Raw genomic sequence first — 14,448 nt, 5'->3', positions numbered from 1 at the left:
ATTTGAAACTGGAAGTCCAAGGTCCAGAAGTTCTTTTGATAGACTCTTTCCCCCCATTTGGAGAAGTGTCCAAATCATTTTATCGAAAGTGAGTAAACGGGAACGAGAAAAGTCTTTACCAGGATCCTTTACATAGGATTCAAGATTTAATGAAAGATCATGAACACATTTTTCTAAAGATTTAATGACACTAAGAATCATATTCACACCTCCCTTATTGCTAGTTTACTCCTTTTAGAAATAAAAAGAAAAGGCTTACCAGACTTTTGTCTAGTAAAACCTTAACTTAATGACATTGGGCTAGTAGCAGCCTCTTTTTTGTTAATAAAAGTTCTTTGACAAAGTGGTTGGGGAGCCACCTGCAATTGCACGTGTTTCCCACTTTCTCAAATTCTTTAAAGCAATCTCTATTCAAATACAAATTGATTTTTATAAAGACCTGCATAGAAACCATCTTGCACTAATAGTTCATGATGGTTCCCACGTTCAATGACTTGTCCATCTTTAAGGACAATGATCTCATCCGCATTCAAAATGGTTTTGAGACGGTGAGCAATTACAAAGCTGGTCCGACCAGCCACAATGGCTTCCATAGCACTTTGAATTTTGGCTTCCGTCACGGTATCAACGTTAGAGGTCGCTTCATCTAGAATTAAGACCTGTGGGTCTGTCATCAGAGTTCGAGCAATGGAAATCAATTGTTTTTGACCTGTCGAGAAGACATTCTGGTCATCGTCCACGATGGTGTCATAGCCTTCTGGTAAAGTCATAATAAAGTCATGGATATGAGTTGCTTTAGCAGCAGCTTCGACCATTTCTTGAGGGGCATCCGGAACACCAAAACGAATATTATCACGGATAGTTCCACTAAAGAGAACCGATTCCTGAAGAACAATACCAACATTCTGCCGTAGGCTATCTAGGTCATAGTCCCGAATATCACGACCATCAAATTTAATGGAGCCAGCATCGACATCATAGAAACGGTTAATCAAGTTCATGATTGTTGTCTTACCCGAACCAGTTGGTCCAACAACGGCCACCATTTTCCCCTTAGGAGCCTCAATACTAACATTGTTCAACACTTTCTGACCAGGAAGATAGCCAAAGTCAATCCCTTCAATGTTGACTCCTTCCTTCAATTCTGTAAAGTGAGGAGCATTGACTGGACGGATTTCCTCTTCCTGATCAAACATTTCTTGAATACGACCAGCTCCTGTAAAGGCTAATTGCAACTCAGCCCAGCTCGAAGCCACTTGCATAATTGGCTGGTAATACTGCTGGGAGTATTGTACAAAGGTAACAACCAAACCAAGAGCCGCCGCCGTCGTCATCGACGAATCGTTGAGAACCAAGGTCGAACCAACAAAAATCACAATAGCCGTGTTGATCAAGCTCATCCCGTTCATAACTGGGAATAACAAACCTGCAAAGAAACGGCCTCTAAACGTAGCTTGGCGCACCCGGTTATTCAAGACCATAAAGCCTTCAATCGTTTCTTCCTGAACCCCTTGTACAATAATTGCTTTTTGACCAGAGATTTTTTCATCCATGTAAGCATTCAGCTTACTTACTTCAGCTTGTTGAAGGTTGGTATATTTTCGAGCCATACGCACAATAAAAACCAACAATAGAAAGGCGATTGGCGTAGAAGCTACAGTCACCCAAGCCAATTGTGCATGTTGCACAAACATCATCCAAACCAAACCAATATACAAAGCAATGTTTGAAACTACTTGTGTCAGACTTTGATTAAAAGAATTTTGAATATTATCCAAGTCCGAAGTAAAACGTGACAAGATGTCCCCATCCTTATGCCGATCAAAGAAGGATACCGTCAAACGCTCCAACTTCCCGAATAATCCTTTCCGCATCCGATTGGTGGAGTGTGCCACAATCCGTGTAAAGAGCAGAATATAAATTAACATCGAGAGTGTCGTGAACAAATAGGTTAAAAATAATTTCCACATAATGGAGCCAAAAGCCTCCATGCTCGGCTTAACCAAGGTGGCTCCTGTTGCATCACTAATTGCTTTAGCTTCAAAATACTGCTGAGCCCAAGTCCCTAACTCAGATAGGGCATTCCCTAGATATACCGGAGCTTGAACTTGGAGGTAAGTTGACACAATAATCGCTAGAAAAATAAATAGAAAGGATAGTTTATAGCGTTTAAAATAAAACCAGAAAAAACGTGCTGTTTTCATATTAGTCCTCCCTTCCCTTTTGAGTTTCATAAATTTCACGATACACATCATTGGTAGCTACTAATTCTGCATGTGTTCCTTGACCAATTAGTCTACCTTCATCCAGTACAAGAATCTTATCTGCCTTCACAACAGATGATATTTTCTGGGCAATAATAACTGTTGTTGTCCCTTTTAGTTCCTTATTCAAGGCTTCCTGTACTAATTTTTCAGATTTTGCATCCAAGGCAGAGGTCGAATCATCCAGAACAAGGATTTTAGGATTTCCAATAACACCACGGGCAATACTCATCCGCTGCTTCTGACCACCCGAGAAATTGTTACCGCGCTCTTCTACCTGACTCTCGTAGGAATCACTCATACGATCAATAAATTCCTGAGCCTGAGCAATGGCAGCCGCTCTCTCCATCGTAGATAAGTCTGCTCCAGACTTCCCTTGGCGAAGATTATCTGCAATCGTCCCACTAAAAAGGATCGCTTTTTGCAAAACAATCGAAACCGACTGCCGCAAGGTCTCTTGGGACACTTCCTTCAGATTACGACCGCCAATGGAAATACTGCCTTCCTGCGGGTCGAACAGACGTGGAATCAGTTGGGCTAGGGTAGACTTCCCTGCCCCTGTCGCACCAACAACCCCAATCATCTGTCCAGGTTTCACTTCAAAACTCACATCTTTAAGGGTTGGATCGGTATCATGAGGATAGGTAAAGGTAACATGATCAAAGACCAGACTTCCTTCAAGATCCTCTAGTCCTCCCTCGACAAAATCCATAGCGGGATCGGTATCCAAGATTTCCTTGATTCGATTCAAAGAAACAAAAGCTCGACTAGCCTGCATCCCCATGAAACTGACCATCATAATTGAAAACATAATTTGCATCATATAAGTCATAAAGGAAGCGATATTCCCAATTGCCTCAGGCTCTGTCTCTACCAATTGCGAGACCATGTAGATGGATAGAAAGGTCGCCATGTAAGCAATAAAGGTCACAGCTGGCATCATAATCGAAAAACCATAACCAATGAAAAGATTCAGTTCCAACAGGTCATTTGAAACTTCTTTAAACTTAGCATACTGAGCTTTTTCTTGCACAAACGACTTTACAACTCGAACCCCACGAAGATTTTCTTTCGCAATGGCATTAATCTTATCCATCAAGGTTTGAAAGAGACCAAAACGAGGACCAAGACGCCCCATGATGGCAGCCATAAGTCCACCAATAGCCAATACCATTAGAACCAAAACCCACCAAAGGCTTGGAAGAGTTCTGACAGCCAAGACAAAGGCACCAATAAAGAGAATCGGCAAGCGAAGCAAGACCTGAAAGAGCATCATCATCAGATTTTGAATCTGTGTAATATCATTGGTCATCCGAACAACAAGATTCCCTGCATTAAACTCCTCCACGTTGGCATAAGAGAAAGTCTGAATTTTACGAAAAGTCGCTTCCCGTAAATCCGCGGACACTCCCTGCGCGATTTTAGCTGCTAGGACTGTATTCACAACCCCTGCCAACAAACCAGCTCCTGCAATTCCCAAGAGCCAAACACCAATCGACGCAATCTTTTCTTGGTCATTTTCCATGACAGCTGCCAAGACGTCGCTTAAATAACTAGGTTGTAACAAGGCACTCGACACAATGACAACAACCATGAAAACAGACCCCAAGACATACCATTTATAAGGTTTTAGTGCTTGTTTCAGCATGATTTCCTCCTTCATTCCACAAAAAAGCTCCTGGTTCACCTCAGTGAACAGGATGCTTTCTTTTTCTTCAGATTGTTCTAGCATAGTAACACAAATTCCTAAGTATCGCAACCCTCACTTCATTTTTAAATCCCCCTAGATTATGATAAAATGAAAGGGACTACAACGAAAGAAGGAACTATGGAAAAACAAATCATTACCATCCTGGGTCCCGGGTCTTGGGGAACCGCTTTAGCCCAGGTCTTAGATGACAACGGCCATGAGGTCCGACTCTGGGGCAATGCCCTCGAGCAAGTTGAAGAAATCAACACTCGCCACCAAAATTCCCGCTATTTCAAGGATGTCACTCTCTCCTCAAGCATTAAAGCTTACAGCGATTTACAACAAGCACTGACAGATACAGATGCGATTCTCTTCGTTGTCCCCACCAAGGTCACACGCCTGGTCGCTCAACAAGTCGCCGCAAATCTGGACCACCCTGTCAAAGTTCTCCACGCCTCCAAAGGGCTCGAACCAGGCAGTCACAAACGCTTGTCTACAATCTTAGAAGAAGAGCTTCCTGCAGAGCTTCGCTCTGAAATCGTGGTTGTCTCCGGACCTAGTCATGCAGAAGAAGCTATTGTCCGCGACATCACACTGATTACGGCTGCCTCCAAAGATTTAGAAGCAGCCCGCTATGCCCAGAAACTCTTCAGCAATTCTTACTTCCGCCTCTATACAAACACTGATGTCATCGGTGTTGAGACGGCAGGTGCCCTCAAAAACATTATCGCAGTTGGAGCTGGTGTCTTGGCAGGCCTAGGTTATGGTGATAATGCTAAGGCAGCCATTATCACCCGTGGATTAGCAGAAATTACCCGTTTGGGAGTTCAGATGGGGGCTGACCCCTTAACCTATAGTGGGTTATCTGGTGTTGGAGATCTCATCGTCACCGGTACCTCCAAACATTCCCGGAACTGGCGTGCCGGTTATGCCCTGGGACAAGGACAAGACTTGGAGTCCATTGAGGCCTCAATGGGCATGGTGATTGAAGGTCTATCCACTACCAAGGTTGCCTATGAACTAGCCCAAGAATTGGAAGTTTATATGCCCATTACTCAAGGTATCTACCAAGTCATTTATGAAAATCGTCCCATCAAAGAGGCCATCACAGAAATGATGACCAATGAATTTAAAGAAGAAAATGAATGGAGTTAAGCATGAACAAAAAAGTTAGAAAAGCCGTTATTCCTGCAGCTGGTCTTGGAACTCGCTTCTTACCAGCTACCAAAGCTCTTGCTAAGGAGATGTTGCCCATTGTTGACAAACCAACAATCCAATTTATCGTCGAAGAAGCCCTTCAATCCGGTATCGAGGAGATCTTAGTTGTAACAGGTAAAGCCAAACGCTCCATTGAAGACCACTTTGATTCAAACTTTGAATTGGAATACAACCTAAAAGAAAAAGGAAAAGATGAACTCCTCAAACTGGTTGATGAAACAACTGGTATCCGCCTTCACTTCATCCGCCAAAGCCATCCACGTGGACTAGGGGATGCTGTTTTACAAGCCAAAGCCTTCGTCGGAAATGAGCCTTTTGTGGTTATGCTAGGAGATGACCTCATGGAGGACAAAGTTCCTCTCACGCGCCAACTCATGAATGACTACGAAAACACTCATGCTTCAACCATCGCCGTTATGCAAGTTCCTCACGAAGAAGTATCTGCTTACGGAGTTATCGCCCCTCAAGGAAAAGGCACTAACGGACTCTACTCTGTGGAAACCTTTGTGGAAAAACCAGCTCCTGAAGAGGCTCCAAGTGATTTAGCCATTATCGGTCGCTACCTTTTGACCCCTGAGATTTTCAACATCTTGGAAACCCAAGCTCCAGGTGCCGGTAATGAAGTTCAACTAACAGATGCCATCGATACTCTCAATAAGACTCAACGTGTTTTTGCTCGTGAATTCAAAGGAAAACGCTACGATGTCGGCGATAAATATGGTTACATGAAGACCTCAATTGAGTATGCTCTCCGTCACCCACAAGTCAAAGATAATCTCAAACAATACATCATTGACCTCGGAAAAGAGCTAGAAAAAACGAACCGTCCTCAGAAAAAATTAAAATAACACGCTAGAATTTCAGAAAATAAACCACAGATAGGCTCCAGCAAATCCAATCTTGCTAGAGCCTATCTGTGGTTTTTTCATAATCACTAAAAATTTACGACAATAATAGTTTCAAATGCCAGACCCATTTCAAAATAAGAACTTGGCTAAGATTAGCACTGACAATCCTAGGTAAATACCGAGACCCAGTAGTTGACCACTACGTCCATGAACAAGGCCGTACGGATGTAGAGGAAGCGACAAAGCCAAACAAGCTCCTCCCAAGAGACCACCCAAATGCCCTGCTAGGCTAATACCGGGAGCCAAACTGAAGACTAGATTCATAACCAAAAGAGGAAGATAGGATTGACCTAAGTGTTGAAGGTAGGGATTCGGAAGCCACCGTAACACTACCAAAATTGTAAAGAGTCCATAGATGGAGGTCGAAGACCCTGCTACGATGAACTCGGGACTGAACACCAAGCAGAATAGATTACCCATCAGACCCGTTAAAAGATAAATCAAGAAAAAACGGGCCGAGCCATACAATCTTTCAATTTGCTGGCCGAGAAAATAGAGCGTCAAGGTGTTGGAGAAAAAATGCATAAAACCAATATGCACAAAAATAGCCGACAATAGGCGGTAGGATTGACCTAAATCCCATTGAATCAGCGGTGGATAAAGAGCCCCAAACTGAATAAGCAAGCGAGAATCCTCTACCATACCACCTGATACGACATACATCATCAGAAATAGAAAAACATTGAGAGCTACAAACAAACAAGTTACAGGACTATATTTCAATTGTGACATCATCGATAAGAAGCTCCTTTACAGGTTGATCATGACTTTCAGGAGTGAAGTCGCGCAGTTGACTAGAATAGGCCGTTGCCACGGTCCAGCCAGGGAAATCAGCTAAAATACGGTCGTAATAACCTCCCCCATAGCCAATCCGGTAACCATCTTTACGGAAGATAATCCCAGGCACATGCATCCAATCAATAGTGACTAAATGTAGACTCGGGTCAGGATCGTTCGTGGGTTCCAAAATTCCATAGGCACCTGTTCTTAGATACTTAGGATCATAATCCACAAAAACCATGTGACCAGGTCCTAAAACCTTAGGAACTAGGAGCCGTTTGCCATCTAATTGAGCTTGAACAAGTAAGGCTTGGGTATCAACTTCATGGCTTAGGGAGAGATAGGTGGCGACTACTTCTGCCTGTCGATAAGCCTGTGAATCCAGCAACTTCCCTATCACCCGCTGGTCGGCAAGCCTTTTTCTTTCTGGAGACAGTTGCTTAAGAACTTCTAGTCCCCTCTTTCGCAAGATTTTTTTCATAATCTTATCATAACACAAAAGGTAGTTGGCTAAGCCAACTACCTTAAAAACGTGGAGTTCGTATTAGTACAATCCGTAAACCAACACAGCCAAAACCGCACCGAGAAGAGGACCTACGACTGGAATCCAAGCATAAGACCAATCGCCATCACCCTTGTTTGAAATCGGTAAAAGAGAGTGCACCAAGCGTGGACCCAAGTCGCGCGCTGGATTGATGGCGTATCCAGTAGTACCTCCGAGAGACAGACCAATACCAATGATCAGAGCCGCTACAGATAGGGTTGATACTCCCGCAGCAATATTAGCTGTTCCCATCGCTAAAAGTGTCAAGACAAGGACGAAGGTACCCAAGATTTCAGAAATCAAGTTGGAAACATTGTCTCGAAGAGCTGGACCTGTCGCAAAGGTTCCCAAGATTGCAGCTGGATCTTCTGCTGTATCATAGTGAGGTTTGTACATGAGCCAAACTAGGATTTGTCCAAACATAGCTCCAAGGAATTGCGCCACTACATAGCTACCAAAAGAAGCCCAGGGTAGAGAGCCATTAAGTGCCATGGCTAGAGATACAGCAGGATTCAGATGAGCAGGGGATAAGCTACTCACCGCAAAAGCTGCAATCGCAACGGCCAGACCCCAGCCAGCTGTAATGACAATCCAACCTGCATCATGGTTTTTGGTTTTGGGAAGAACAACCCCTGCCACTACCCCATTCCCCAAAAGGATAAGCAAGGCTGTCCCTAAAAATTCTCCTAAAAATTCATTCGACATATTGTTCTCCTTATGCCTTCAAAGAGGCTAAATCATTTTCTGCAAGACAAGCTTCCAATTCTGCTTGGTAGGCAGCCTTTTCTTCTGTGCTCCAATCATAATAACGAGCCATTTCTTCAACTACCGCATCCTTAATCGCATCTACTTGCTCCCGCTTAAAGAGCATGTAATTGGTTCGGCGAAGCAAGAAATCAACTGGACTCAAGGTCAACTCATTTTTCATCGCATAATGGAGAGATAGCGTATCTGCCAAACTCAAGCCCGGAGCAGCTTGGACTTCGTGGGCCAAGGCATAAACCTTCGGTGCATTTGAGCCATACAAGTTCGCCAAATACTTAGCCTCATCCTTATCCAAACCACGAGCCACTCCCAATTGTGCAAAGACCTCCAATTCCGCTTCTACATTGTGTGGATTGAGCTCCCCACCTGATACCGGATAAGTCTTCGAATGCACCAAAGTAAAGTTCCGCTGGAACTCCTCTGCAAGAATTTGCAAAATAAGCTCCATAGCTCCCTCGGCCATCTTGCGGTAATCTGTAATCTTACCACCTGCCAAGGTTAGAAGACCATTTGGATCTCGTTCCAAGCTAGAACCACGTGATACCGCAGACGGATCTAAGCTTTTCTCAGAAGTAGACGATTCCATTTTGCTCAGAACGTGCTCCACATCTTCCCTTGTTTTTTCTTTTGCGAGATAAGCTTGAACCGCCCCAATTAACTGCTCAAAACTATCGTCGCTAAGGGAACCGTTGTCCCCACCATTGTAATCAGAGGCATTATTCCCCGCAATCAATGGACGCAGACCAGCCCAACCACTTTCAATATCCGCAACGGTCAAGTGAGCTTCTGGGAAACGATGGTTAACAATCTGCAAGAGATAATCCACATCTTCTTGTTCCACCCGAGGATGAGCCAGATCACCTTGATAGTCCGTATCCGTTGTTCCAAAATAAGTTTTATTTTCACGCGGAAGAACAAAGATCATTCGACCATCAGCCAAGCCAGAGTCAAAATAAACCGGTTGACTAACCTTCAAACGACTAGAATCCACTACTAGGTGAACCCCTTTAGTTGGGCGCATCAAACTAAAGGCCTGTTCAGGATTGCTGAGATTCCGAACCTGGTCAGACCACGGGCCAGTTGTATTTATAACGAGACTAGCCCGAATTTCTAGAGTTTGATCCGTCAATAAATCACGGGCCTGAACCCCAACAATGCGATCTCCTTCAAAGAGGAAACCTTCTGCTTTGACATGGTTCGCCAAATAAGCCCCATCTTGATTCGCTCGTTTGAGATTTTCAATCACCAAACGGGCATCATTATTACGGAAGTCAAGGTAGACACCACCACCCACCAATCCTTCCTTACGCAAGTCAGGTTCCCGCTCCAAAACCTGTTCCCGACTGAGAACTTGGTTAGCAACGGAAGAGCCGCTTACACCAGCCAAAAGATCATACAAATCCATAGCCACTTTCAAGCGGAAAAGGTTAAAGGTGGCACCTGGTTCATCGTAAACCGGCAACAACATTGGATCTGGTTTCGGAATATGAGGTGCAATTCGTTGCACCACCGCCCGCTCACTAACCGTATCGGATACAACCTCTACATCAAACTGCTTGAGATAACGCAAACCACCGTGAACCAACTTCGTTGAACGACTAGAGGTTCCCTCCGCAAAGTCTTGCATCTCAATCAAACCAGTATCCAAGCCTGAAGCTGCAGCCTGTAAAGCCAAACCAGCTCCTGTAATCCCCCCACCAATGATGAGAAGATCTAGTGTGTGTTCTTGCATTTTTTCCAATGCCCGAGTGCGGGTTCGTTTTGAAAATTCCATGGTTAATACCTATTCCTATCTAATACTCTCTACAATAGAGTATAAGTCCAAGTTCGTTCCTTACTAAATTATGAAGCCTGAATGAAAGGTCCAATGGACCTTTCATTCAGGGAGATTCTGACATTTAAGATTACAAGTGATTTTCAGTATCAGAATCTTCCGCAAAGACCCGAGTCGCTTTAACAGCTTTTTTCCAACCCTTATAGAGTTGTTCCTTACGCGCTTCATTCATCGATGGCTCAAAAAGTTGTCCTGTTTCATTCAAGGTCTTCAACTCGTCCAAATCTTGCCAATAACCAACAGCTAATCCAGCCAAGAAGGCTGCTCCCAAGGCTGTTGTTTCAAGGTTCTTAGCACGTGCAATATCAATACCCAAGATGTCCGCCTGGAATTGCATCAAGAAATTATTCATCGCTGCTCCACCATCAACCTTGAGTAGGTGAATAGCTGTGTCAGCGTCTACTTGCATGGTATCAATGATATCCCGAACCTGATAAGCAATCGATTGAAGAGTCGCCTTAATGAAGTCTTCTTTACTTGTACCACGAGTCAAGCCAAAGACTGAACCACGAGCATTTTGATCCCAATAAGGAGCTCCCAAACCAGTAAAGGCTGGTACAACATATACCTCGTCGTTGCTTTGAGAAGCGAGAGCCAGAGTCTCTGATTCTGGAGAAGCTTCAATCATCCGCAAGCCATCACGTAGCCATTGAATAGCTGAACCCGCAATAAAAATTGAACCTTCAAGGGCATAGTAAACCTTGCCATTGATTCCATAAGCAATGGTCGTCAAGAGATTATTCTGTGACAACTGCATCTTCTCACCGGTATTCATAATAATGAACGATCCAGTTCCGTAAGTATTTTTCACCATTCCAGGCTCAAAGGCTAATTGACCAAAGAGAGCTGCTTGCTGGTCTCCGGCCATCCCTGAGATTGGCACTTCTCCTCCATAGAAGTGGAATGGAGCGGTCTTACCATAAATCTCAGAATTAGAGCGTACTTCCGGCAGCATAGCTTTTGGAATATTCAAGATTTCAAGAATCTCATCATCCCACTCCAAGGTCTCAATGTTGTAAAGCATTGTCCGAGCTGCATTGGAATAATCTGTCACATGAGAAGCTCCGTCTGTCAGCTTCCAAACCAACCAAGTATCAATGGTTCCAAAGAGTAATTCACCTTTTTCAGCTCGCTCTTGAGCTCCTGGTACCTGATCCAAAATCCAGCGTACCTTCGTTGCAGAGAAGTAAGCGTCGATCACCAAACCGGTCTTCTTATGGAACAATTCTGTATAACCATCCTGCTTCAATTGTTCCGCTAACGGAGCTGTTTGACGCGATTGCCATACAATAGCATTGTAAATCGGTAGGCCTGTTTTCTTATCCCAAACCACCGTAGTCTCCCGTTGGTTTGTAATCCCGATAGCCGCTACCTGACTTGGCTTCACGCCGCTCTCAATGAACGCTCCTGCAATAACCGACTGAACAGATGTCCAAATTTCATTCGCGTTATGCTCTACCCAACCAGCCTCTGGGAAAATCTGCGTAAATTCTTTTTGACTACTAGCAACCTTCTCTCCTTTTTTATTGAAAAGAATCGCCCGCGAACTCGTCGTTCCCTGGTCAATTGCCATAATATATGTTTCAGTCATCATCGACCTCCTAAGGTTTATTCTATGTTCAGTATATCAAACGCTTTCATTCTCATCCTATCAACTTTTTTGCTTTTACAAAAAAAACTGATAGTATTTTGTGAATAAATCACAAAATACTATCAGTTTGAAGAAGCTCACGAATAACTTCCAAGTCATAGCCTAATAAATCTTCTTTCAAGACATAAAGGGGTTGGTTAGAATAAGATCGCCAAGCAGCATCTGTCACAACCAAACTGTAATTGACCCCAGCTTGGTAGGTCTCAACTTCAATTAAACGATTATGTTGCAGGTACTGTTTGAGAGTTCGAACCATCCGCGCCAAAACCAAAGGCGAACGATGAGAATCCACTGCCAAACGCTTCATGGGTTGTTTCAAATCCCCTAGATAATCTAAAATCTGAACAAAATCCCATTCAAATGCCAACAAACGGCTATCCTTCTCCTCAACCAGACGTTGGGCTAAAGAACGGGCAACATCTACCGTAATCCAAGATTGAGGATGAATCCGGGTATAGGAACGCAAGATCCCCTCGCCCTCCCAGCTAACAAGACCCCCTTGAAAAAAATAGACCTGACTAGCTAGGCGACCCAAATCGTCTAAAACTGGACCTGGCCCCTGTAAAGAGACGCCTAATTCTTTGAGAGCCTGAAGCAACTCTGTTACCTTATCCTGAATGGGGCCTCCAAAAGCCAAAAATTTTTCCATTTCCCTACTAGCTAATAGACCTTGGCCTAGTAAAAAAGCAAACAAAAGGCTTAGCTCCGAAGAATCCCAATCTAAACTTGCCAATCCCCCCACCAACTGTTGAAAAGTAGGATGTTCTTGATAGAGCTGTAAAGCTTCTGAAGGCTCCTGCCGAAAACGTTGCCGTACCTGAGCCAAAGACCACCAAATAGGCAAGTCTAAGCCCGAATCCTTCTGAATCACTGCTCGTATAGCAGTTTGAAACTGCTGATAATCTGCCTGCTGCTGGATTCTAGCTAAATCTTCTGGGAGAGTCATTTCCCGTAACAAGCAGAAAGCTAGAAAACGCACCTGTAGCTCACTCCCTCGCAAACGGCCATTCTGAATCACCAAACCGAACTCTTCCAACAACTGGTTAAGGCCTAGTAAATGCCGGTTCAAGGTTGCTTCACTGATTTGAAAACGAGCAGATAAAGTCTGAATCGTAAAGACTTGTTGGGACCAGATAGCTTCCAACAGCCGAAAACGCAAAGAACGCCGTAAAAGAACACCTGTCAGTGCCGGCAAGCGAAACTGCGGTCCAGCCTGCAACCGCACAAACTCCTGCTCGATACTCAGATAAGCCCCCAGTTTTTCTCGGTCTAAGAGCTCATTAAATTCCCCCAAGTACTTCAGAAACGTCTTTCGAGACAAACCTGTTCGCATGCGAAGCTCTCCCATAGACAAAGGCCCACCCTCCTGTAGGAGGGTGGTCATCATCCTATAAGAGGCAGCTTCTACCTTGTCCATTAACTGTGCACAATCCATTTTTTACTCCCAAACAGGGCTAACTGTAGAGGCCCCTTTTCTTTTTGACACGATTAAACCTTCTCTTCTTCTATGGAAAGCAGAACCATAGAAGGCAAAATCAACAGAGAAGCCACAAAGAGCGACCAATGAGGCTCCAGGCCTAAAAAGGCCAAGCTCAGTAAGATGGAGGCCAGAGGTTCACTAGCTCCGACTACCGAGATAACTAGAGGAGACACTAATGTGAGAGCCTGCAAGATAATCCAGAAGGACAAGGCAGTCCCAAAAAGAGCAATAATGGCCGAAATGGAGAAGCTAATAGCATCTACTTGGAAAGTCACTTGCCAAACGGGATAGAGAAAATTAGAAAAAATCCCTGCTACCAAAAGACCCCAACCTAAAGTATAGAGAGAACCAAAGTGGCTCATAAAGTAGGTCGGCAAGGTGGTATTAAACAGAATCCCAACCGCACTTAAAAGACCAGCCATCAAGGCCATCGGACTAATGGAGAGCTGACTCAGATCACCTTCACTCACCAATAAAATCACTCCAAGCATGGTTAACAACACGTACAGAATGGATTTACTAGAAACAGGATGCTTCTTCCATAGACCCGTATAGAGCAAAATAAAGACTGGCGCTGTAAACTGTAAAATCGTTGCCGTGGCCGCATTTGAATATTGAATACATAGGTAAAAGAAGAATTGAACCGAAAAGAGACCTAGAATCGTATAGGCAAAAAAACGTAGTAACATTTTCGAATCTCTCCAAATCCGCCAGAGCCCTGCAGGATCTTGGACATAAGCTAAGGTCAGTAAAACCACTCCTCCAATCAAAAGACGCATGGAGGTAATCCATCCCGTTTCCACCGTGTAATGAGAAAAAAAGTATTGACCAATAATCCCACACAGACCCCAGACAATACCCGATATTATTCCATAAAGTGTTCCTTGAACAATTCTTTGCTTTTGATTTTTCATTCCTTCACCTCCTCCTCTTTACTATACCATAAGTCGACCGATCCCGTTCGTCAATACTTTTCAAAAATCTCTTTAACCCTCGTAATTCTCACGATTTGAGAAACTCTTAGAACTTGTCAACAGAGAAAGGGAAGTTTTTAGCAATCGAATACCTGAGACTTATTCAATATCACCTGCTGACTTTGGCAAGCCTCTTTGATGAGCCGATGGATTGATGGATTGCGTATGCTTCGACGTTACTCGTCATCTCTTTGAAATTTTCTAGTCTTCAGATTGTATAGTCATTTAGTTTTTAAATAGTATGTTATTGCATCAGTTATAGAGTCCATTTTACGAAGTAATTCTGTAACTGATTTTTTTAAAATAGCCCAGCTTTTTTCAATAGGATTTAATTCTGGAG

At 43.7% G+C, this 14,448-nt stretch carries 11 protein-coding genes and 1 pseudogene; 2 read left to right on the top strand and 10 right to left on the bottom strand.

Annotation, left to right across the window (positions count from 1 at the left end; translation table 11 throughout):
* The 3 genes and pseudogenes from ACXM1Q_RS07295 to ACXM1Q_RS07285 all read right to left on the bottom strand — a co-directional run.
* Positions 1-201 (bottom strand): annotated as a pseudogene (locus ACXM1Q_RS07295) (IS4 family transposase); the annotation flags it as partial.
* 206 nt (positions 202-407) lie between these two features.
* Positions 408-2,204 (bottom strand): ABC transporter ATP-binding protein, encoded by a 1,797-nt coding sequence (locus ACXM1Q_RS07290; RefSeq protein WP_458517500.1) that lies wholly within the window; start codon positions 2,202-2,204, stop codon positions 408-410.
* 1 nt (position 2,205) lies between these two features.
* Positions 2,206-3,912 carry an ABC transporter ATP-binding protein gene (locus ACXM1Q_RS07285; RefSeq protein WP_458517499.1) on the bottom strand — a complete coding sequence of 569 codons (1,707 nt, stop codon included), beginning with the start codon at positions 3,910-3,912 and terminating at the stop codon, positions 2,206-2,208.
* Between the two features lie 180 nt (positions 3,913-4,092).
* On the opposite strand from ACXM1Q_RS07285, the gene ACXM1Q_RS07280 reads away from it, so the two are divergent.
* Positions 4,093-5,109: an NAD(P)H-dependent glycerol-3-phosphate dehydrogenase gene (locus ACXM1Q_RS07280; protein WP_458517498.1), complete on the top strand. Its 1,017-nt coding sequence runs from the start codon at positions 4,093-4,095 to the stop codon at positions 5,107-5,109.
* 2 nt (positions 5,110-5,111) lie between these two features.
* Positions 5,112-6,020, top strand: coding sequence for a UTP--glucose-1-phosphate uridylyltransferase GalU (gene galU, locus ACXM1Q_RS07275; RefSeq protein WP_458517497.1), 909 nt, complete (start codon positions 5,112-5,114; stop codon positions 6,018-6,020).
* A 129-nt stretch (positions 6,021-6,149) separates the two neighbouring features.
* Here the strand turns inward: galU and ACXM1Q_RS07270 are convergent, their stop codons facing one another.
* From ACXM1Q_RS07270 to ACXM1Q_RS07240, 7 genes are all read right to left on the bottom strand, one after another.
* On the bottom strand, positions 6,150-6,815 hold the full coding sequence (locus tag ACXM1Q_RS07270; RefSeq protein WP_458517496.1) for a rhomboid family intramembrane serine protease: 666 nt from the start codon (positions 6,813-6,815) through the stop codon (positions 6,150-6,152).
* Positions 6,793-7,341: a 5-formyltetrahydrofolate cyclo-ligase gene (locus tag ACXM1Q_RS07265; RefSeq protein WP_458517495.1), complete on the bottom strand. Its 549-nt coding sequence runs from the start codon at positions 7,339-7,341 to the stop codon at positions 6,793-6,795. The genes ACXM1Q_RS07270 and ACXM1Q_RS07265 overlap by 23 nt, the downstream gene beginning before the upstream one ends.
* Positions 7,342-7,404: 63 nt before the next feature.
* On the bottom strand, positions 7,405-8,109 hold the full coding sequence (locus ACXM1Q_RS07260) for an MIP/aquaporin family protein (protein WP_458517494.1): 705 nt from the start codon (positions 8,107-8,109) through the stop codon (positions 7,405-7,407).
* 10 nt (positions 8,110-8,119) lie between these two features.
* On the bottom strand, positions 8,120-9,943 hold the full coding sequence (gene glpO / locus ACXM1Q_RS07255; protein ID WP_458517493.1) for a type 1 glycerol-3-phosphate oxidase: 1,824 nt from the start codon (positions 9,941-9,943) through the stop codon (positions 8,120-8,122).
* Positions 9,944-10,073: 130 nt separating this feature from the next.
* Complete coding sequence (gene glpK / locus ACXM1Q_RS07250; RefSeq protein WP_458517492.1) at positions 10,074-11,597, bottom strand: glycerol kinase GlpK; 1,524 nt, start codon at positions 11,595-11,597, stop codon at positions 10,074-10,076.
* Positions 11,598-11,703: 106 nt separating this feature from the next.
* A complete protein-coding gene (locus tag ACXM1Q_RS07245) occupies positions 11,704-13,089 on the bottom strand; it encodes a helix-turn-helix domain-containing protein (RefSeq protein ID WP_458517491.1) in 1,386 nt (461 codons plus the stop codon).
* A 53-nt stretch (positions 13,090-13,142) separates the two neighbouring features.
* Positions 13,143-14,048 carry a DMT family transporter gene (locus ACXM1Q_RS07240; protein WP_458517490.1) on the bottom strand — a complete coding sequence of 302 codons (906 nt, stop codon included), beginning with the start codon at positions 14,046-14,048 and terminating at the stop codon, positions 13,143-13,145.
* Between the last annotated feature and the right edge of the window lie 400 nt (positions 14,049-14,448).

The sequence above is a fragment of the Streptococcus sp. 10F2 genome, from assembly GCF_054331515.2.
Note: the sequence above shows the minus strand (reverse complement) of the source record. Positions and strands in the feature narration are given on the sequence as shown.

Excerpts from the sequence above, each read along its gene's own strand:
- ACXM1Q_RS07290 (WP_458517500.1), bottom strand. The coding sequence starts at position 2,204 with ATGAAAACAGCACGTTTTTTCTGGTTTTATTTTAAACGCTATAAACTA.
- ACXM1Q_RS07260 (WP_458517494.1), bottom strand. The coding sequence starts at position 8,109 with ATGTCGAATGAATTTTTAGGAGAATTTTTAGGGACAGCCTTGCTTATC.
- ACXM1Q_RS07265 (WP_458517495.1), bottom strand. The coding sequence starts at position 7,341 with ATGAAAAAAATCTTGCGAAAGAGGGGACTAGAAGTTCTTAAGCAACTG.
- ACXM1Q_RS07280 (WP_458517498.1), top strand. The coding sequence starts at position 4,093 with ATGGAAAAACAAATCATTACCATCCTGGGTCCCGGGTCTTGGGGAACC.
- ACXM1Q_RS07270 (WP_458517496.1), bottom strand. The coding sequence starts at position 6,815 with ATGATGTCACAATTGAAATATAGTCCTGTAACTTGTTTGTTTGTAGCT.
- ACXM1Q_RS07240 (WP_458517490.1), bottom strand. The coding sequence starts at position 14,048 with ATGAAAAATCAAAAGCAAAGAATTGTTCAAGGAACACTTTATGGAATA.
- ACXM1Q_RS07285 (WP_458517499.1), bottom strand. The coding sequence starts at position 3,912 with ATGCTGAAACAAGCACTAAAACCTTATAAATGGTATGTCTTGGGGTCT.
- ACXM1Q_RS07245 (WP_458517491.1), bottom strand. The coding sequence starts at position 13,089 with ATGGATTGTGCACAGTTAATGGACAAGGTAGAAGCTGCCTCTTATAGG.
- galU (WP_458517497.1), top strand. The coding sequence starts at position 5,112 with ATGAACAAAAAAGTTAGAAAAGCCGTTATTCCTGCAGCTGGTCTTGGA.
- glpO (WP_458517493.1), bottom strand. The coding sequence starts at position 9,943 with ATGGAATTTTCAAAACGAACCCGCACTCGGGCATTGGAAAAAATGCAA.
- glpK (WP_458517492.1), bottom strand. The coding sequence starts at position 11,597 with ATGATGACTGAAACATATATTATGGCAATTGACCAGGGAACGACGAGT.